The sequence below is a fragment of the Bariatricus sp. HCP28S3_A4 genome (genome assembly GCF_052066395.1).
In the GTDB taxonomy this organism is placed as follows: Bacteria; Bacillota; Clostridia; order Lachnospirales; family Lachnospiraceae; genus Allocoprococcus.
The window spans coordinates 19,583-36,635 of sequence record NZ_JBQHSE010000006.1; the positions used below are offsets into that span (position 1 = coordinate 19,583).

General features: G+C 41.9%; 27 protein-coding genes. 26 read left to right on the top strand and 1 reads right to left on the bottom strand.

Annotation, left to right across the window (positions count from 1 at the left end; genetic code table 11):
- Nucleotides 1-12: 12 nt before the first annotated feature.
- The 5 genes from prdA (at nucleotide 13) to ACTNBF_RS04575 (ending at nucleotide 4,238) form a co-directional block, all read left to right on the top strand.
- Nucleotides 13-1,866 (top strand): D-proline reductase (dithiol) proprotein PrdA, encoded by a 1,854-nt coding sequence (prdA, locus tag ACTNBF_RS04555; RefSeq protein WP_427806665.1) that lies wholly within the window; start codon nucleotides 13-15, stop codon nucleotides 1,864-1,866.
- A gap of 15 nt (nucleotides 1,867-1,881) precedes the next feature.
- Nucleotides 1,882-2,160: a CBO2463/CBO2479 domain-containing protein gene (locus tag ACTNBF_RS04560; RefSeq protein WP_427806725.1), complete on the top strand. Its 279-nt coding sequence runs from the start codon at nucleotides 1,882-1,884 to the stop codon at nucleotides 2,158-2,160.
- Between the two features lie 20 nt (nucleotides 2,161-2,180).
- Nucleotides 2,181-2,906, top strand: coding sequence for a D-proline reductase (dithiol) protein PrdB (gene prdB, locus ACTNBF_RS04565; protein WP_427818793.1), 726 nt, complete (start codon nucleotides 2,181-2,183; stop codon nucleotides 2,904-2,906).
- A 90-nt stretch (nucleotides 2,907-2,996) separates the two neighbouring features.
- A complete protein-coding gene (prdD, locus tag ACTNBF_RS04570) occupies nucleotides 2,997-3,755 on the top strand; it encodes a proline reductase cluster protein PrdD (protein WP_441024311.1) in 759 nt (252 codons plus the stop codon).
- A 12-nt stretch (nucleotides 3,756-3,767) separates the two neighbouring features.
- Nucleotides 3,768-4,238 (top strand): glycine/sarcosine/betaine reductase component B subunit, encoded by a 471-nt coding sequence (locus ACTNBF_RS04575; protein ID WP_427818795.1) that lies wholly within the window; start codon nucleotides 3,768-3,770, stop codon nucleotides 4,236-4,238.
- Nucleotides 4,239-4,256: 18 nt separating this feature from the next.
- Here ACTNBF_RS04575 and ACTNBF_RS04580 read toward each other — a convergent pair whose 3' ends face one another.
- On the bottom strand, nucleotides 4,257-4,862 hold the full coding sequence (locus ACTNBF_RS04580; protein ID WP_427818796.1) for a TetR/AcrR family transcriptional regulator: 606 nt from the start codon (nucleotides 4,860-4,862) through the stop codon (nucleotides 4,257-4,259).
- 310 nt (nucleotides 4,863-5,172) lie between these two features.
- On the opposite strand from ACTNBF_RS04580, the gene ACTNBF_RS04585 reads away from it, so the two are divergent.
- The 21 genes from ACTNBF_RS04585 (at nucleotide 5,173) to rpmD (ending at nucleotide 17,043) form a co-directional block, all read left to right on the top strand.
- A complete protein-coding gene (locus ACTNBF_RS04585) occupies nucleotides 5,173-7,446 on the top strand; it encodes a beta-L-arabinofuranosidase domain-containing protein (RefSeq protein WP_441088831.1) in 2,274 nt (757 codons plus the stop codon).
- A gap of 712 nt (nucleotides 7,447-8,158) precedes the next feature.
- Complete coding sequence (rpsJ, locus tag ACTNBF_RS04590; RefSeq protein ID WP_427806687.1) at nucleotides 8,159-8,476, top strand: 30S ribosomal protein S10; 318 nt, start codon at nucleotides 8,159-8,161, stop codon at nucleotides 8,474-8,476.
- Nucleotides 8,477-8,550: 74 nt separating this feature from the next.
- The gene (gene rplC, locus ACTNBF_RS04595; protein ID WP_427806689.1) at nucleotides 8,551-9,231 is read left to right on the top strand and encodes a 50S ribosomal protein L3; all 681 of its coding nucleotides are present in this window, start codon (nucleotides 8,551-8,553) and stop codon (nucleotides 9,229-9,231) included.
- A 30-nt stretch (nucleotides 9,232-9,261) separates the two neighbouring features.
- On the top strand, nucleotides 9,262-9,882 hold the full coding sequence (gene rplD / locus ACTNBF_RS04600) for a 50S ribosomal protein L4 (RefSeq protein ID WP_427806690.1): 621 nt from the start codon (nucleotides 9,262-9,264) through the stop codon (nucleotides 9,880-9,882).
- On the top strand, nucleotides 9,882-10,181 hold the full coding sequence (gene rplW, locus ACTNBF_RS04605; protein WP_427806691.1) for a 50S ribosomal protein L23: 300 nt from the start codon (nucleotides 9,882-9,884) through the stop codon (nucleotides 10,179-10,181). The genes rplD and rplW overlap by 1 nt, the downstream gene beginning before the upstream one ends.
- A 68-nt stretch (nucleotides 10,182-10,249) precedes the next feature.
- Nucleotides 10,250-11,092 (top strand): 50S ribosomal protein L2, encoded by an 843-nt coding sequence (rplB, locus tag ACTNBF_RS04610; protein ID WP_427806692.1) that lies wholly within the window; start codon nucleotides 10,250-10,252, stop codon nucleotides 11,090-11,092.
- A gap of 25 nt (nucleotides 11,093-11,117) precedes the next feature.
- Nucleotides 11,118-11,399 (top strand): 30S ribosomal protein S19, encoded by a 282-nt coding sequence (rpsS, locus tag ACTNBF_RS04615; RefSeq protein WP_008372528.1) that lies wholly within the window; start codon nucleotides 11,118-11,120, stop codon nucleotides 11,397-11,399.
- 31 nt (nucleotides 11,400-11,430) lie between these two features.
- Nucleotides 11,431-11,817 carry a 50S ribosomal protein L22 gene (gene rplV / locus ACTNBF_RS04620; protein WP_427806693.1) on the top strand — a complete coding sequence of 129 codons (387 nt, stop codon included), beginning with the start codon at nucleotides 11,431-11,433 and terminating at the stop codon, nucleotides 11,815-11,817.
- Nucleotides 11,818-11,828: 11 nt separating this feature from the next.
- Nucleotides 11,829-12,485, top strand: a complete 657-nt coding sequence (gene rpsC, locus ACTNBF_RS04625; RefSeq protein WP_427806694.1) for a 30S ribosomal protein S3 — start codon at nucleotides 11,829-11,831, stop codon at nucleotides 12,483-12,485.
- Nucleotides 12,485-12,922, top strand: coding sequence for a 50S ribosomal protein L16 (gene rplP / locus ACTNBF_RS04630; protein ID WP_427818799.1), 438 nt, complete (start codon nucleotides 12,485-12,487; stop codon nucleotides 12,920-12,922). Before rpsC ends, rplP begins: the two co-directional genes overlap by 1 nt.
- A complete protein-coding gene (gene rpmC, locus ACTNBF_RS04635; protein WP_427806697.1) occupies nucleotides 12,912-13,115 on the top strand; it encodes a 50S ribosomal protein L29 in 204 nt (67 codons plus the stop codon). Before rplP ends, rpmC begins: the two co-directional genes overlap by 11 nt.
- A 38-nt stretch (nucleotides 13,116-13,153) precedes the next feature.
- On the top strand, nucleotides 13,154-13,408 hold the full coding sequence (rpsQ, locus tag ACTNBF_RS04640; RefSeq protein WP_427806698.1) for a 30S ribosomal protein S17: 255 nt from the start codon (nucleotides 13,154-13,156) through the stop codon (nucleotides 13,406-13,408).
- A 35-nt stretch (nucleotides 13,409-13,443) separates the two neighbouring features.
- Nucleotides 13,444-13,812 (top strand): 50S ribosomal protein L14, encoded by a 369-nt coding sequence (gene rplN / locus ACTNBF_RS04645; protein ID WP_427806699.1) that lies wholly within the window; start codon nucleotides 13,444-13,446, stop codon nucleotides 13,810-13,812.
- Nucleotides 13,813-13,824: 12 nt separating this feature from the next.
- Nucleotides 13,825-14,136 carry a 50S ribosomal protein L24 gene (rplX, locus tag ACTNBF_RS04650; protein ID WP_427806700.1) on the top strand — a complete coding sequence of 104 codons (312 nt, stop codon included), beginning with the start codon at nucleotides 13,825-13,827 and terminating at the stop codon, nucleotides 14,134-14,136.
- Nucleotides 14,137-14,159: 23 nt separating this feature from the next.
- On the top strand, nucleotides 14,160-14,699 hold the full coding sequence (rplE, locus tag ACTNBF_RS04655; RefSeq protein WP_427806701.1) for a 50S ribosomal protein L5: 540 nt from the start codon (nucleotides 14,160-14,162) through the stop codon (nucleotides 14,697-14,699).
- A gap of 13 nt (nucleotides 14,700-14,712) precedes the next feature.
- Nucleotides 14,713-14,898 carry a type Z 30S ribosomal protein S14 gene (locus ACTNBF_RS04660; RefSeq protein WP_008372546.1) on the top strand — a complete coding sequence of 62 codons (186 nt, stop codon included), beginning with the start codon at nucleotides 14,713-14,715 and terminating at the stop codon, nucleotides 14,896-14,898.
- A gap of 18 nt (nucleotides 14,899-14,916) precedes the next feature.
- On the top strand, nucleotides 14,917-15,318 hold the full coding sequence (rpsH, locus tag ACTNBF_RS04665; RefSeq protein ID WP_427806702.1) for a 30S ribosomal protein S8: 402 nt from the start codon (nucleotides 14,917-14,919) through the stop codon (nucleotides 15,316-15,318).
- Nucleotides 15,319-15,390: 72 nt separating this feature from the next.
- Nucleotides 15,391-15,933 carry a 50S ribosomal protein L6 gene (gene rplF, locus ACTNBF_RS04670; RefSeq protein WP_427806703.1) on the top strand — a complete coding sequence of 181 codons (543 nt, stop codon included), beginning with the start codon at nucleotides 15,391-15,393 and terminating at the stop codon, nucleotides 15,931-15,933.
- Between the two features lie 19 nt (nucleotides 15,934-15,952).
- Nucleotides 15,953-16,321, top strand: coding sequence for a 50S ribosomal protein L18 (gene rplR / locus ACTNBF_RS04675; protein WP_427806704.1), 369 nt, complete (start codon nucleotides 15,953-15,955; stop codon nucleotides 16,319-16,321).
- 15 nt (nucleotides 16,322-16,336) lie between these two features.
- Nucleotides 16,337-16,846: a 30S ribosomal protein S5 gene (rpsE, locus tag ACTNBF_RS04680; RefSeq protein WP_427806705.1), complete on the top strand. Its 510-nt coding sequence runs from the start codon at nucleotides 16,337-16,339 to the stop codon at nucleotides 16,844-16,846.
- Between the two features lie 14 nt (nucleotides 16,847-16,860).
- Nucleotides 16,861-17,043, top strand: a complete 183-nt coding sequence (gene rpmD, locus ACTNBF_RS04685; RefSeq protein ID WP_427806706.1) for a 50S ribosomal protein L30 — start codon at nucleotides 16,861-16,863, stop codon at nucleotides 17,041-17,043.
- Nucleotides 17,044-17,053: the final 10 nt, after the last annotated feature.

Consider the following 17,053-nt stretch of genomic DNA (forward strand, 5'->3'; position numbering starts at 1 on the left):
GGAGGTAATATTATGTCAATTACAGCTGAAACAGCAAAAGAACATGCAAAAGACCCTGCCGTATTATGTTGCAGAGCAGAAGGCGGAATTACAATTCAGGCAGCAAATCTGGAAGATCCGGCTATTTTCGATGATCTGGTAGATTCAGGACTTTTGAATCTGGAAGGAGCGCTTACGATCGAACAGGTTCTGGGAGCAACTCTGGTTAAGACTTGTGACTCTCTTACACCGCTTACCGCTGATCTGGTAGAAGGAGCCAATGTAGTTGCAGAAGCACCGGTAGAAGAAGAGGAAGAAGCGGCTCCGGTAGAAGCATCTGCTGCAGCACCGGCACAGGTATGCCAGGCATCTGCGGCATCCGGTATTTTGAAAATACATATCGGAGAAGGAAAAGATATCAATATTGAACTTCCGGTGGGTTTTAATGGCGGTGCTGCAGTAGCAGAAGTTCCTGCACAGCTTCCGGTTCAGGAGGCAGCACCGGCGGTGAAAGAACCGGAACCGAAAGTTGTAAGAAGTGTAACAAGAAAGCACTATAAGATTACAGAAGTAAAACGCGGCCCGGAGACAAAGATTGAAGGCACGACTCTTTACATCAGAGAAGGAATTGAGGAAGAAGCAGTTGCTTCTCAGGAGTTGGTACACAGCCTTAAAATTGATATCATTACACCGGATATGTATCATACCTATTCTGAGACAATTATGGACGTTCAGCCAATCGCTGCAAAAGAAGGCGATGACGAGATCGGAAGCGGAACAACAAGAGTACTTGATGGTGTTGTTATGATGGTCACAGGAACAGATGACAACGGTGTACAGATTGGTGAATTCGGTTCTTCCGAAGGCTATCTGGACGAAAACATCATGTGGAATCGTCCGGGTGCACCGGATAAAGGCGAGATCTTTATCAAGACAGAAGTTGTGATCAAAGAAGGAACCAATATGGAAAGACCGGGCCCGCTTGCAGCACATACCGCAACAGATGTGATCACACAGGAAATCCGGGTGGCTTTAAAAGCGCTTGAAGATGAAAGCCTTGTAGTAAATACAGAAACATTTGAACAGGTAAGAAGACCTGGAAAGAAGAAGGTTGTAATCGTAAAAGAGATCATGGGACAGGGCGCAATGCATGATAACCTGATCCTTCCGGTTGAGCCGGTCGGCGTTCTTGGGGCAAAACCGAACGTAGACCTTGGAAATGTTCCGGTTATGGTTTCTCCGCTTGAGGTACTGGACGGATGTATCCATGCACTGACTTGCATTGGACCTGCTTCTAAGGAAATGTCAAGACATTACTGGAGAGAACCTCTGGTTACGGAAGTGCTCCATGACGAAGAAGTAGACCTTTGCGGTGTTATTTTCGTGGGAAGTCCACAGATCAATGCGGAAAAATTCTATGTATCCAAACGTGTCGGCATGATGGTGGAAGCACTGGATGTTGACGGAGCTTTCGTCACAACAGAAGGCTTTGGAAACAACCACATTGACTTTGCAAGTCATATTGAACAGATCGGTATGAGAGGAATCTCTGTTGTCGGAATGTCTTTCTGCGCAGTTCAAGGAGCTTTGGTTGTTGGAAATAAATATATGACTCATATGATTGATAATAATAAATCTGAGTCTGGTATTGAAAATGAAGTTCTTGCCTGCAACACGCTTTGCAAGGAAGACGCAGTACGCGCACTTGCAATGCTGAAAGCTGCAATGGCTGGCGAAGAAGTAAAGAAACCGGAAAGAAAATGGAATCCGAACGTGAAATCAACCAATGTGGAATTAATTTCCGAGACGATGGACGATACGCTGGAACTGGTAAAGAATGAGCAGTCTTTGCCGATGAGCCAGAAGAGAAAAGAAAAATACGACTAAGAACAGGTGAAGAACATGAAATATGGCGATAAAATCATTTATATGGAAGGGGTAATCGTAGAAATTCATGATGGATGTGTTGGGATCGATCTCAAAGGACGTCTGGGCTATCTGAAGATTCCAATGCGAATGCTGATTACCGATTATCCATTAGTGGTGGGACAGGAAGTTGGATGGAATATGAGTTTTATTGAACAGTTAGGTCCCGAGGCCAATGACAAATATGTAAGTAACCTGGATACTTATCAGAGACGTCAGGAAGAAATGAAGTCTCATAAAGAAGAATGTGAATAGCAATTAGAGGAGGTAGTAACATGAGTTTAACAGTTGTTAAAGGGCTGCAGTCAGAAATCTATGTTCCGATTACTCCGCCGCCGGTATGGGCGCCTGTAAAGAAAGAATTAAAAGATATGACGATTGCACTTGCTACAGCGGCAGGTGTGCACCATAAAGAACAGGAAAGATTTAATCTTGCAGGAGATTTTACCTGGAGAAAAATTACCGATACGATGCCGTCAAGTGAGCTTATGGTTTCACACGGAGGATATGACAACAGTGATGTGAACAAAGACATCAACTGTATGTTCCCAATTGATAGAATCCATGAGCTGGCAAAGGAAGGATTTATCAAAGCCTGTGCACCGGTTCATGCAGGATTCATGGGCGGCGGCGGAAATCAGGAGAAATTCAAGGGTGAAACCGGTCCTGCGATCGCTCAGATGTTTGTTGAGGAAGGCGTGGATGCGGTTATCCTCACCGCTGGTTGAGGTACCTGCCACCGCTCTGCAGTTCTGGTGCAGAGAGCAATTGAAGCCGCTGGCATTCCGACTATCATTATCGCGGCACTTCCGCCGGTTGTACGTCAGACCGGTTCACCACGTGCGGTAGCTCCGCTTGTTCCGATGGGAGCAAATGCAGGAGAGCCGAACAATGTGGAAATGCAGACAGCTATTGTCAAAGCAACTCTTGAAGCTCTGGTGAGCATTGAGTCTGCCGGAAAAGTTGTTCCGCTTCCATATGAATATGTAGCGAAAGTATAGAACTATTTTTTAAACTCCATGGCTTATGCTGTGGAGTTTTTGCTAAAAATGATTTATAATGGTTGGAAAGAAAAATGGCAGGAGGACGCTATGGAAAAAGATTTACGCCGCCTTGTAATAAAGGCATTTCACGTTCGGGATGTGTCCTACGGTGAAGAGAACAGAGTGACTCCGGATGGGGTGATGACGGTGGATGTTTCGGTTCTTGAAGGAATCCTTGAAAAACATCCGCAGCTCGAGAAAATGGATATACAGATTATTCCTCCTTGTGATCATGATCGTTTTACCAATACAATGATGGATATCATTCCGATTTCTACAAAAGTACTTGGAAAATTGGGGGATGGAATCACACATACTCTTACCGGAGCGTATGTAATTTTGACAGGGGTGGATGTAAATGGAAAGCAGACGCATGAATTTGGCTCTTCGGAAGGAAAGCTAAAAGAGAAATTATATCTGAATCGTGCGGGGACCCCGGGGGATGAAGATTATATTCTGTCCTTTGATGTGGTACTGAAAGCGGGAATGGGTCAGGAACGGGAAGGTGTTCTTGCAGCGCATCGTGCGTGCGATGAGTTTATTCAAATATTCCGGGAACAGATGAAAAAATTTCGGGGTGATTTGTGTACAGAACGGCATGAATACCATGATGTCGCGCGGCCGGGAAAAAAACGCGTATTAATCATAAAGCAGGTTGCCGGGCAAGGGGCTATGTATGATACATCGCTCTTCGGAAAAGAACCTTCCGGAACAGAAGGCGGACATTCGATCATTGACATGGGGAACATGCCGGTAATCGTAACGCCGAATGAATATCGGGACGGGATCATCCGTTCTATGCAGTAGGAGGTAGAGAATATGGGAATTGGGCCATCTACAAAAGAAACGTCGTTACATCATTTTCGGGATCCGCTGCTGGATGTGGTTTCGGCGGACGAGGATTTGGATCTGATGGGGATCATGATTGTGGGAACTCCGGATGACAATGCCGATAAATTGCTGGTAGGAACTCGCGCTGCTGTTTGGGCGGAAGCCATGCGCGCTGACGGAGTGATACTTTCCTCTGACGGATGGGGGAACAGTGATGTGGATTTTGCAAATACGGTGGAACAGATGGAAATCCGTGGGATTCCGGTTGCGGGCCTTAAATTCAGCGGAACGGTTGGACAGTTTGTTGTGACGAATGACTATCTGGATGGAATTCTGGATATCAATAAAAGCGCAGAAGGTGTCGAGACCAATATGGTCGGGGAAAATAATGTGACACAGCTTGACGCCAGAAAGGTTACGGCGCTTCTGAAGCTGAAAATGCGAAAAAGAGACACGTAAAGCGTCTCTTTTCTTTCTTTATGAAATCACATGATTCTTAATAATTGCGCGAATGCTCGCGTTGAGATAAGGTTTGAGATCCTCAAAAGGCATTGGATCATTTTCCAGAATTGTGCTGTAAGAGGTAGAACTTGCAAGCTCGATGATTAGAAACATCATTGTTTCGGGATCTCTGAGTTTAACGACAGGATTCTCTAGAAGATGGTTTCTGTACAGTTCCTTTACATTGATCTCTTCTTCGTCGTTACTTTGTAAAATTGCCTGCTTGAAAATTCCCCAGCTCAGATTTTTGGAAATAAAGCGAAGCATTGGTTTATTTTCCTTCATACGCTCCAGAATATAATCTACAATAAAAATAATTCGGTCTTCAAACTGGGGAGTGTGAGAAGACTCCAGAGCCTGCCAGGCGGCAAGAAAAAGATTCCCTGTTATTTTGGCTATGAGCCGGTCGCGTAATTCATATTTGTCTGTAAAATAAAGATAAAATGTTCCCTTTGCTACACCTGCATACTTGGCGATGTCGCTAATGGAGGTTTTCTCGATGCCCTGTTCTATGAACAAATCATAGGCGCTCCGATAGAGGGCATCGGATTTTTGCTGTTTGTTTTCGTCTACCTTCCCCATGGTATATTCTCCCCTTGTCAAAGTGAAATTATAATTGTCGGAAATGATTTCGCAATTCGTATTATAAATGCAAAATTGACAAAAGTCAATTTATATAAGTAAAATAATGACTTTCGGTCAATTAATATTCGCTGTAAGAATTAAGAGAGTATTTTGGAGTAATGGATGAATAGATATCTGGTCAATGTGGAAATACTTTGGTACAATGAATGAGGTATTTGTGATAAGAATCCAATATTACAGTGTAATTGATGCGAACATGGTGGAAGAATGGCTTTGAGTATCGAATGCGGCTGAAAAGGAGAAACATATGAGTGAGTATTTAGCAAAATTAAAACCGGAAGAAATTGTAAAAATGGATGTAGATTCTATCTATATCGGGAATTTGAATACGGTAGATGAAGATTTGAGTCTGCCGCTGCATGGGAAATATGGTTCTGTATTAAATTGGTTTACAGAAGAGGAAAGATTTATCAGGGCTGACGGTAAAGTTCACAGGCCACTATATGGCATGGGAAATCGGAATGTCAAATTGAAAGTAAAAGCAGTGTACGAAGGGTACAGCGAGGAGCGTGAATTTGAGGCAACGGTTCTGCAGGAAAAGAAAGAAAATATTGTAGCGGAAATTCTGGAAGTGAATTTGGAAGCGATGCCAGGAGAAAAAGCGGCACTACCGTCAGTGGTGATTGCGAGAACTACGGACGGACGTAGAACCACACTACCTGTTAAGTGGGAGAAATATGAACCACTTTGGAAAGAAGGAATCATACATGTGCGGGGGATTGTAGAAAAATATAAGGAGAGCGCAATTGCCAGTATACATTATTATAATATAGAAGAAACTCATTATGACATACCAAAAAGAAAGGTGGAGTTTTTGCCGATTGGGCAAGTGCGGCTTAAAGAGGGGACGATCTTTTATGAACGCCAGCAGAATATGCTGAACTATCTTTTGAACATAGACGATGATCAAATGTTGTATAATTTCCGGAGAGCATCCGGTCTGGATACGCATGGTGCGGCGCCTATGACCGGTTGGGATGAAGAAAACTGTAAATTAAAAGGGCATACGACAGGGCATTATATGTCAGGATTGGCACTGGCCTGGGGGGCTACAGGGAACCCGAAATTCCGGGAGAAAATAAATTATATTGTGGACGGACTTGAGGAATGTCAGGTGGCATTTGCTGAGTCGGGAGAATATCATACAGGGTATTTGAGCGCCTATGATGAAGAACAGTTTGATCTGTTAGAACAATTCACGCGTTATCCGGAAATATGGGCACCTTATTATACTTTGGATAAAATTATGTGTGGGCTGTATGATTGCTTTCAGATTGCTGGATGTGAAAAAGCGAAAATAATATTAGAAAAGATGGGGGACTGGGTTTATGACAGGCTTTCGCGTCTTTCGAGGGAAGTACTCGATCGAATGTGGTCAATGTACATTGCTGGAGAATTTGGTGGCATGTTGGGTACGATGGTAAAACTGTATCAGATTACCGGGAAAGAAAATCATTTAAAAGCTGCGTGCTTTTTTGTGAATGATAAACTATTTTATCCGATGCTGGAAAAGTGCGATACATTGGAAGATGTGCATGCAAATCAGCACATTCCTCAAATTATAGGAGCGATGGAGTTATTCCGGGTGACGAAAGAAGAAAAATGGTGGAGAATCGGAAAAAATTTCTGGAAAATTGTGACCGCAGATCATGCGTATTGTATCGGTGGTGTGGGAGAAACGGAAATGTTCCACTGTGCCGGAACGACATGCGACTATCTGACAGAAAAAGCAGCTGAAAGTTGCGCGAGCTATAATATGCTTAGGCTGACGGCGCAGTTGTTTGAGTATACTGTTGATGGGGCGATGATGGATTATTATGATAATACGCTCCGCAATCATATCCTTACATCGGCCAGCCATGCTGATGATGGAGGAACCACCTATTTCATGCCGCTGGGACCGGGACAACAAAAAGCGTATTCGACAACAGAAAATACATGCTGTCATGGAACGGGAATGGAAAGTAGATTCCGCTATATGGAAAATATCTATGCAACGGATGAAAAATATGTGTATGTTAATCTTTTGATTGATTCGGTTTTGGGTGGGGAGGCTTCAATAGAAGTTGACACTTCGGAAACGGACGGAATCGTAAAAGTGGTATGCCGAAATGATATGGACAAGGGACTTAAGATTCACATTCCATCCTGGGCGGAAGATGGACTCCGGGCGGAACTTAACGGGAGAGAAATAAGCAGAATTACATTGGAAGATGGATATCTCTGTGTCGGGGAACAATGCAGGTCGGATGATGAAATCGTTCTGCATTTGCCGATGCAGCTACGTGTTGTGAAAAATCCGTCAGACTGCAGGTTTGTGAATCTCGCCTATGGGCCCTATATTCTTGCGGCGCTGTCTGATGTGGAAGAATTCTTTCCACTCCCGGATCTTGAGAAAATCCGACCAATGAAAGAAAAGTTGCATTTTGAAGTGGAAGGACTTGAGTTTGTTCCTTTTCCTGAAATAGATACGCAAAAATACCATGTATATTTTCTTGCACCGGAGAGCGGACAATGTTAGAAAAATGTAAATTACATGCCATTAAGAAAGGCCTGATTAAAAGAGAAAAGGCACGACTGTAGTCGTGCCTTTTCTTTTTGGTATGTCATTGAGAGGTTTTTCCTCGTTGCCTTGCAGTCTTGTCTATATACAAAGCTGGGGAATGCTCCTCGAAAGAGGAAGTATATATAAATTGAGTTTTACCATCGCAGGATTATTCTTGGGGGAAACAATCGGCAATGATATAACTGCAACAGCAACCAATCGGTTTATACCTAATTGAAAAAATAAAAAAAGACGATATCCAACTTTTTTGGAAACCGTCCTTGGTTTATTGCTTTCGATTAAGTTGGTTACACTATAACACTTTATTGTGATGGTGTCAATAAGCGAAATGCAAAAAAATGTATTTTTATAAATGCATACGGTTGGTGGGATTGTACCTAAAAAAATACAATATTTTTCGGAAAAGCCTTGCAAATAAGAAAGATATCTTGTATACTGAAAAAGCTGTGACATGATAGCTGTGAAGCGTGAGGTTGCTGCCTGATATGGCAGGTTTTCCGTGGAGCGAATGTCAAGTTAGGAAACTGGCGACAAGTCACTGTACTGAATCATAACAGCCGCTGAGATGCGGTAACAACGTGTGAGTTTCTCACGACACACACGGGGAAGTGTACAGTCACCGCTTGTCGTACTGAGGTTTAAGTACGAAAAGGAGGCGACTTTTTTTATGGCAAGTCAAGTAATGAGAATCACATTGAAGGCATATGACCATCAGCTGGTTGATGCATCTGCCAAGAAAATCATCGAAACTGTAAAGAAGAATGGAGCACAGGTTAGCGGACCGGTACCGCTTCCGACAAAGAAGGAAGTTGTAACAATCTTAAGAGCGGTTCACAAATACAAAGACTCCAGAGAACAGTTCGAACAGAGAACTCATAAGAGACTGATTGATATCATTGCACCGACACAGAAGACGGTTGATGCTCTTTCCAGATTGGAAATGCCGGCTGGTGTATATATTGATATCAAAATGAAAACAAAATAAGAACACAGTAATTCCTAAAATTTAGGATGAACATCAATCCGATGTTCCGCTGTAAATCACAGGAGGTAATTATAATGAAGAAAGCTATCTTAGCTACAAAAGTCGGAATGACTCAAATCTTCAACGAAGATGGAGTATTGACTCCGGTAACTGTTCTTCAGGCAGGTCCTTGTGTTGTGACACAGATCAAGACTGTTGAGAATGACGGTTACAGTGCTGTTCAGGTTGGATTCGTTGACAAGAAAGAAAAGATCGTTAACGTGGACAAGAACGGAAAGAAAGAAATCGTGCATAGACACGGTGTTACAAAAGCTGAAAAAGGACATTTTGACAAAGCTGGCGTAACAGGAAAAAGATTCGTAAGAGAATTCAAATTCGAGAACGCTGATGAATATCAGCTGGCTCAGGAAATTAAAGCTGACATCTTTGAGGCTGGCGACAAAGTTGACGCAACAGCAATTTCAAAGGGTAAAGGATTCCAGGGTGCAATCAAGAGACACAATCAGCACAGAGGACCTATGGCGCATGGCTCTAAATTCCATCGTCATGCAGGTTCAAACGGTGCTTGTTCTGACCCGAGCAAGGTATTCAAAGGAAAAGGAATGCCGGGACACATGGGAGCAAAGAGAATTACAGTTCAGAACCTTGAAGTTGTAAGAGTAGATGCTGAGAACAACCTGCTCTTAGTAAAAGGTGCCGTACCGGGACCGAAGAAATCTTTAGTAACTATTAAGGAATCTGTAAAATCTATCTAAGATTTGCACTAGGAAAGGAGGAACACACAGATGGCAAACGTATCTGTTTACAATATCGAAGGCAAAGAAGTTGGTACAATCGAACTGAACGACGCTATTTTCGGTGTAGAAGTTAACGAACATCTTGTACACATGGCAGTTGTTAACCAGCTTGCAAATAATCGCCAGGGAACGCAGAAAGCGAAAACTCGTTCTGAAGTTTCCGGTGGTGGAAGAAAACCGTGGAGACAGAAAGGTACCGGTCATGCGAGACAGGGATCTACAAGAGCTCCGCAGTGGACAGGCGGTGGCGTAGTATTCGCACCGGTTCCGAGAGACTATTCTTTCAAGATGAACAAGAAAGAAAAGAGAGCAGCTCTTAAGTCTGCACTTACTTCCAGAGTAGAAGAAAACAAATTCATCGTAGTTGATGAGATGAATTTTGATGAAATCAAGACAAAGAAATTCCAGGCAGTATTAAACAACCTGTCAGTATCTAAAGCATTAGTTGTATTGGAAGATGGAAATGTGAATGCAGAACTTTCTGCAAGAAACATTGCTGATGTTAAGACAGCCAAAACAAATACAATCAATGTGTATGATATCCTGAAATACAACACAGTGATCGCTACGAAAGCTGCTGTTGAAGCGATTGAGGAGGTGTACGCATAATGGCAAACGTTCAGTATTATGATGTAATCCTTAAACCGGTAATTACAGAAAAAACAATGGAGCTTATGGCTGATAAGAAATACACGTTCTTAGTTCACACAGAAGCTACAAAGAATCAGGTGAAAGAAGCTGTTGAAAAAATGTTCCCGGGAACAAAAGTTGCCGGAGTGAATACAATGAATCTTGATGGCAAGACAAAACGTCGTGGCATGACATTTGGAAAGACAGCGAAAACAAAGAAAGCGATTGTTCAGTTAACAGAAGACTCAGCAGAGATTGAAATCTTCCAGGGACTGTAAGAACAAACTGATTAAACGGTGCAATTCCGTGACACTAATAATTAGAAGTAACGAAAGGAGATAGAGTAATGGGAATTAAAACATACCGCCCATATACACCATCCAGAAGACATATGACCGGTTCTGATTTCTCAGAAATCACAAAGACAACTCCGGAAAAATCCTTAGTTGTATCTTTGAATAAGACAGCCGGACGTAACAATCAGGGTAAAATTACTGTAAGACACCGCGGAGGCGGAGTTAAGAGAAAATATAGAATTGTGGATTTTAAACGTAAAAAAGACGGAATCCCGGCTACTGTAATCGGAATTGAATACGATCCGAACAGAACAGCTAACATCGCATTGATCTGTTATGCAGACGGCGAGAAAGCATACATCCTTGCACCGGAAGGACTTAAGGATGGAATGAAAGTTATGAACGGACCGGAAGCGGAAGTACATGTAGGAAACTGCCTGCCGCTCAGCTGCATCCCGGTTGGTACACAGATCCACAACATTGAGCTTCATCCTGGAAAAGGCGGACAGATGGTTCGTTCCGCAGGAAACAGTGCTCAGTTAATGGCTAAAGAAGGTAAATATGCAACACTTCGTCTTCCTTCAGGCGAAATGAGAATGGTTCCGATCGAATGCCGCGCATCAGTTGGTGTAGTTGGTAATGGTGATCACAACCTGGTAAATATTGGTAAAGCAGGACGTAAACGTCATATGGGTATCAGACCTACAGTTCGTGGATCTGTAATGAACCCGAATGACCATCCACATGGTGGTGGTGAAGGTAAGACTGGAATTGGTCGTCCGGGTCCGTGCACACCTTGGGGTAAACCGGCACTTGGCCTTAAGACTCGTAAGAAAAACAAACAGTCTAATAAGCTGATCATCAGAAGAAAAGACGGTAGAGGAATCAAATAGTTAATTTTGAAGGAGGTTATAACCTATGGCTCGTTCACTTAAAAAAGGACCATTTGCAGATGCAAGTCTGCTGAAAAAAGTGGAAGCAATGAACGCATCAGGAGACAAGGGTGTTATTAAAACATGGTCTCGCCGTTCTACAATCTTCCCGATTATGGTTGGACATACAATTGCAGTTCATGACGGAAGAAAACACGTTCCGGTATATGTAACAGAGGATATGGTTGGACACAAACTCGGAGAGTTCGTTGCAACCAGAACCTACAGAGGACATGGAAAAGACGAAAAGAAATCCAAAGTTAGATAATATTTAACGTATTGAAAGGAGGTTTCATCCCATGGCAAAAGGACATAGAAGTCAAATTAAGAGAGAAAGAAATGCAAATAAAGACACCAGACCATCAGCTAAGTTATCTTACGCTAGAGTCTCTGTTCAGAAAGCATGCTTCGTATTAGATGCCATCAGAGGTAAGGATGTACAGACAGCGCTTGGTATTTTGACATATAACCCAAGATACGCTTCAAGCATTATAAAGAAATTATTAGAGTCAGCAATTGCTAATGCTGAAAACAACAATGGTATGAATGTTGAAAACCTTTATATCGAGGAATGTTACGCAAATAAAGGACCAACAATGAAGAGAATCAGACCGAGAGCACAGGGCAGAGCTTACAGAATCGAAAAGAGAATGAGTCATATTACACTTGTGCTGAATGAAAGATAAGGAGGACAATCATGGGACAGAAAGTTAATCCTCATGGCTTGAGAGTCGGTGTTATCAAAGACTGGGACTCAAAATGGTATGCAGAGAAAGATTTCGCTGATTACCTGGTAGAAGACCATAAAATCAGAGTATTTCTTAAAAAGAAATTATATAGTGCCGGTGTTTCTAAGATTGAAATCGAAAGAGCATCTGACCGTGTGAAGATTATTATTTATACTGCTAAACCGGGTGTCGTAATCGGTAAAGGCGGTTCAGAGATTGAAAAAGTAAAAGCTGAACTTCAGAAAATGACGGATAAAAAAGTTATCGTTGATATCAAAGAAGTGAAGAGACCGGATAAGGACGCACAGTTAGTAGCTGAGAATATTGCACAGCAGCTGGAAAACCGTATTTCATTCCGTCGTGCAATGAAGTCCTGCATGTCCAGAACTATGAAAGCAGGAGCGCTTGGTGTTAAGACTTCTGTATCAGGACGTCTTGGCGGAGCTGATATGGCTCGTACAGAGTTCTACAGTGAAGGAACGATTCCGCTTCAGACATTAAGAGCAGACATTGACTATGGCTTCGCTGAAGCAGACACAACTTATGGAAAAGTTGGTGTTAAGGTATGGGTATACAAAGGCGAAGTACTTCCAACAAAGGCAAGTAAGGAAGGGAGCGATAAATAATGTTAATGCCAAAAAGAGTAAAACGTAGAAAACAGTTCCGTGGCTCCATGAAGGGTAAAGCATTAAGAGGAAACAAGATCACGAACGGTGAATATGGTCTTGTGGCAATGGAACCATGTTGGATCAAATCCAATCAGATCGAAGCTGCCCGTATTGCTATGACACGTTACATCAAGCGTGGTGGTAAAGTTTGGATTAAGATTTTCCCGGATAAACCAGTAACAACAAAACCGGCTGAAACTCGTATGGGTTCTGGTAAAGGAACTCTTGAATACTGGGTAGCAGTTGTTAAGCCAGGACGTGTTATGTTTGAGCTGTCAGGAGTACCTGAAGAAGTTGCAAGAGAAGCACTTCGTCTGGCTATGCACAAGTTACCATGCAAATGTAAAATCGTTTCTCGTGCAGATTTAGAAGGCGGTGATAACAGTGAAAATTAAGACATTCGTAGAAGATTTAAAAGCAAAATCAGTTGCGGAGCTGAACGAAGAATTAGTAGCTGCTAAAAAGGAACTCTTTAACCTGAGATTCCAGAACGCAACAAACCAGTTAGATAATACAAGCAGAATCAAAGAAGTCAGAAAGAACATCGCAAGAATTCAGACAGTGATTACTGAAAAAGGCAACGAATAAGCAGCGTAGCTTAGAGTGTTCTAGAAAGGAGCAAAACCGTGGAAAGAAACCTGAGAAAAACGAGAGTTGGTAAGGTTGTAAGCAACAAGATGGATAAGACAATCGTTGTTGCAGTAGAAGACCATGTAAAACATCCGCTTTACAATAAGATCGTAAAAAGAACTTATAAATTAAAAGCGCATGATGAAGAGAATAAATGCAATATTGGCGATAGAGTAAAAGTTATGGAAACAAGACCGTTATCGAAAGATAAGAGATGGAGACTTGTTGAAATCGTAGAAGAAGTTAAATAGTTTGGCTTTGAATAAGTATAAGGAGGTTTACCTGCATGATACAGCAAGAAAGCAGATTAAAAGTAGCTGACAACACAGGTGCTAAAGAATTACTCTGTATCCGTGTATTAGGCGGTTCTACAAGAAGATATGCAGCAATCGGCGATGTGATCGTTGCGTCTGTTAAAGATGCAACACCAGGCGGCGTTGTTAAAAAAGGTGATGTAGTAAAAGCTGTTGTAGTTCGTACTGTAAACAGCACACGTCGTAAAGATGGTTCTTACATCAGATTCGACGAGAATGCTGCAGTAATTATAAAAGATGACAAAAACCCAAGAGGAACTCGTATTTTTGGACCTGTAGCCAGAGAACTTCGTGAGAAACAGTTTATGAAAATTGTTTCCCTGGCTCCGGAAGTACTGTAAGGAGGTTCGAATATGTCAACAATGAAGATCAAGAAAGGTGATACTGTTAAAGTAATCGCCGGAAAAGACAAAGACAAAGAAGGCAAAGTAATCGCTGTTAATAAAAAAGACGGAACTGTCCTTGTGGAAAATGTTAACATGAGAACAAAACATACAAAACCGAGCGCTTCCAATCCGGAAGGTGGAATCATCCATCAGGAAGGACCGATCGATGCGTCCAACGTAATGTATGTGCACAAGGGAGAAGCCACAAGAGTTGGTTTTAAACTTGAAGGAGACAAGAAAGTTCGTTTTGCTAAATCAACAGGCGAAGTGATTGATTAATTCGAGGAAGGAGGTCCAGAGCTTTGAGTAGACTGAAAGAACAGTACCAGAATGAGATCGTTGATGCAATGATCAAGAAATTTGGTTATAAGAATATTATGGAAGTGCCAAAACTCGATAAAGTTGTAATCAACATGGGTGTTGGCGAAGCAAAAGATAATGCAAAAGCATTAGACTCAGCAGTAGCTGATATGGAAAAAATTACCGGACAGAAAGCGGTTCTTACAAGAGCTAAGAAATCTGTTGCTAACTTCAAAATCCGTGAAGGTATGGCAATTGGATGCAAGGTTACATTAAGAGGCGAGAAGATGTATGAATTCGTTGATCGTCTGATCAACCTTGCACTGCCGCGAGTTCGTGACTTTAGAGGAGTTAACCCGAACGCATTTGACGGAAGAGGAAATTACGCTCTTGGAATCAAAGAGCAGCTGATCTTCCCTGAAATCGAGTACGATAAAGTGGATAAAGTAAGAGGTATGGATGTTATCTTCGTTACAACTGCAAGAACTGACGAAGAAGCTCGTGAATTATTAACACAGTTCAACATGCCATTCACAAAGTAAGGAGGAAATTTTCATGGCAAAGACAGCAATGAAACTGAAACAGCAGCGCAAACAGAAATTCTCTACAAGAGAATACAATCGCTGCAGAATCTGCGGACGTCCACATGCATATTTAAGAAAATATGGAATCTGCCGTGTATGCTTCCGTGAACTGGCATACAAGGGTGAAATTCCGGGCGTTAAGAAAGCAAGTTGGTAGAAAAGGAGGACAATCCAGATGACTATGAGTGATCCAATTGCAGATATGCTTACAAGAATCCGTAATGCAAATACTGCAAAACATGATACAGTTGATGTTCCGGCATCTAAAATGAAAATCGCTATTGCAGATATTCTTCTGAATGAGGGATATATTGCAAAATACGATATCGTAGAAGAAGGCAGCTTCAACACAATCCGCATCACATTAAAATACGGTGCAGATAAAAATGAGAAAGTTATTTCTGGTCTGAAGAAAATCTCTAAACCGGGTCTTCGCGTTTACGCTGGTAAAGACGAACTCCCGAAGGTACTCGGAGGACTTGGAACAGCTATTATTTCTACAAATCAGGGAGTCATTACTGATAAAGAAGCAAGAAAACTTGGCGTGGGCGGAGAAGTTCTTTGCTTTATCTGGTAATATAAAGTAGCAACTGAAAACAGAATGAGCACAGCACTCATTCCGAGAATGTAAGTGTAGGAGGTAAAAGGCATGTCACGTATTGGAAGACATCCGGTAGCGATCCCGGCAGGTGTAACTGTTGAAATCGCAGAGAATAATGTAGTGACCGTTACAGGTCCAAAAGGAACTCTCGTTAGAGAACTTCCGGTTGAAATGGAAATCAAAAAAGAAGGCGACGAAGTTGTAGTAACAAGACCGAATGACTTAAAGAAGATGAAATCTTTACATGGTCTTACAAGAACTCTTATTAATAACATGGTGATTGGTGTAACAGAAGGTTATCAGAAAGTTCTTGAGATCAACGGTGTTGGTTACAGAGCAGCAAAATCTGGAAATAAATTAACATTGAGTTTGGGATACTCTCACCCGGTTGAGATGGAAGATCCAGAAGGAATTGAAACGGTTCTTGAAGGACAGAACAAAATCATCGTTAAGGGAATTAGCAAAGAAAAAGTTGGCCAGTATGCAGCTGAAATCAGAGATAAGAGAAGACCGGAACCTTACAAAGGTAAAGGTATCAAATATGCTGATGAAGTTATTAGACGTAAAGTTGGTAAGACTGGTAAAAAATAAGTAAGGAGAGTGTGAACAAATGGTTAGTAAAAAATCTAGAAGCGAAGTTCGTGAAAATAAGCATAGAAAATTACGCAACCGTTTCAGCGGAACAGCTGAAAGACCGCGTCTTGCTGTGTTTAGAAGTAATAATCATATGTATGCTCAGATCATTGACGATACTGTTGGAAATACTCTTGTCTCAGCTTCCACTCTTCAGAAAGATGTAAAAGCTGAACTGGAAAAGACCAACAACGTTGAAGCAGCAGCATACCTTGGAACTGTTATTGCAAAGAAGGCATTGGAAAAAGGTATTACAACAGTTGTATTTGACAGAGGTGGATTCATCTACCACGGAAAAATTAAAGCATTAGCAGACGCAGCTAGAGAAGCTGGTTTGAATTTCTAGTAAGGAGGCGCACACATGAAACAGGAACGTATTGATGCTAAACAGTTAGAACTTACCGAAAAAGTAGTATCAATTAAACGTGTTACCAAAGTTGTTAAGGGTGGTCGTAACATGAGATTCACAGCTTTAGTAGTTGTCGGAGATGGAAACGGCCATGTTGGTGCAGGTTTAGGAAAGGCAGCAGAAATTCCGGAAGCGATCCGCAAAGGAAAAGAAGATGCCATGAAGAAACTCATCACAGTAACATTAGATGAAAATGAAAGTATTACACATGACTATATCGGAAAATTCGGAAGTGCTTCTGTACTTCTGAAGAAAGCTCCGGAAGGTACCGGTGTTATCGCTGGTGGACCGGCTCGTGCCGTTATCGAGCTTGCCGGAATCAAGAACATTCGTACAAAATCTCTTGGTTCAAACAATAAGCAGAATGTAGTACTTGCTACAATCAATGGTTTAAGTGAACTGAAAGCTCCAGAAAAAGTAGCTAAACTTCGCGGAAAATCTGTTGAAGAGATTTTAGGCTAAGGAGGAGATTACAGATGGCAAATTTGAAAATCACATTAGTGAAATCTACAATCGGTGCTGTTCCGAAACATAAAAAAACAGTAGAAGCTTTAGGGCTGAGAAAAGTAAATAAAACAGTTGTATTGCCGGATAATGCTGCAGTCAGAGGAATGGTGCAGCAGGTAAGACATCTGGTAAAAGTTGAAGAAGAAGCATAAATCTTATAGA

Bases quoted from the DNA above. Each gene is read 5' to 3' on its own strand.
- prdA (WP_427806665.1), top strand. From the start codon at position 13: ATGTCAATTACAGCTGAAACAGCAAAAGAACATGCAAAAGACCCTGCC.
- ACTNBF_RS04560 (WP_427806725.1), top strand. From the start codon at position 1,882: ATGAAATATGGCGATAAAATCATTTATATGGAAGGGGTAATCGTAGAA.
- prdD (WP_441024311.1), top strand. From the start codon at position 2,997: ATGGAAAAAGATTTACGCCGCCTTGTAATAAAGGCATTTCACGTTCGG.
- ACTNBF_RS04575 (WP_427818795.1), top strand. From the start codon at position 3,768: ATGGGAATTGGGCCATCTACAAAAGAAACGTCGTTACATCATTTTCGG.
- ACTNBF_RS04580 (WP_427818796.1), bottom strand. From the start codon at position 4,862: ATGGGGAAGGTAGACGAAAACAAACAGCAAAAATCCGATGCCCTCTAT.
- ACTNBF_RS04585 (WP_441088831.1), top strand. From the start codon at position 5,173: ATGAGTGAGTATTTAGCAAAATTAAAACCGGAAGAAATTGTAAAAATG.
- rpsJ (WP_427806687.1), top strand. From the start codon at position 8,159: ATGGCAAGTCAAGTAATGAGAATCACATTGAAGGCATATGACCATCAG.
- rplC (WP_427806689.1), top strand. From the start codon at position 8,551: ATGAAGAAAGCTATCTTAGCTACAAAAGTCGGAATGACTCAAATCTTC.
- rplD (WP_427806690.1), top strand. From the start codon at position 9,262: ATGGCAAACGTATCTGTTTACAATATCGAAGGCAAAGAAGTTGGTACA.
- rplW (WP_427806691.1), top strand. From the start codon at position 9,882: ATGGCAAACGTTCAGTATTATGATGTAATCCTTAAACCGGTAATTACA.
- rplB (WP_427806692.1), top strand. From the start codon at position 10,250: ATGGGAATTAAAACATACCGCCCATATACACCATCCAGAAGACATATG.
- rpsS (WP_008372528.1), top strand. From the start codon at position 11,118: ATGGCTCGTTCACTTAAAAAAGGACCATTTGCAGATGCAAGTCTGCTG.
- rplV (WP_427806693.1), top strand. From the start codon at position 11,431: ATGGCAAAAGGACATAGAAGTCAAATTAAGAGAGAAAGAAATGCAAAT.
- rpsC (WP_427806694.1), top strand. From the start codon at position 11,829: ATGGGACAGAAAGTTAATCCTCATGGCTTGAGAGTCGGTGTTATCAAA.
- rplP (WP_427818799.1), top strand. From the start codon at position 12,485: ATGTTAATGCCAAAAAGAGTAAAACGTAGAAAACAGTTCCGTGGCTCC.
- rplN (WP_427806699.1), top strand. From the start codon at position 13,444: ATGATACAGCAAGAAAGCAGATTAAAAGTAGCTGACAACACAGGTGCT.
- rplX (WP_427806700.1), top strand. From the start codon at position 13,825: ATGTCAACAATGAAGATCAAGAAAGGTGATACTGTTAAAGTAATCGCC.
- ACTNBF_RS04660 (WP_008372546.1), top strand. From the start codon at position 14,713: ATGGCAAAGACAGCAATGAAACTGAAACAGCAGCGCAAACAGAAATTC.
- rpsH (WP_427806702.1), top strand. From the start codon at position 14,917: ATGACTATGAGTGATCCAATTGCAGATATGCTTACAAGAATCCGTAAT.
- rplF (WP_427806703.1), top strand. From the start codon at position 15,391: ATGTCACGTATTGGAAGACATCCGGTAGCGATCCCGGCAGGTGTAACT.
- rplR (WP_427806704.1), top strand. From the start codon at position 15,953: ATGGTTAGTAAAAAATCTAGAAGCGAAGTTCGTGAAAATAAGCATAGA.
- rpsE (WP_427806705.1), top strand. From the start codon at position 16,337: ATGAAACAGGAACGTATTGATGCTAAACAGTTAGAACTTACCGAAAAA.
- rpmD (WP_427806706.1), top strand. From the start codon at position 16,861: ATGGCAAATTTGAAAATCACATTAGTGAAATCTACAATCGGTGCTGTT.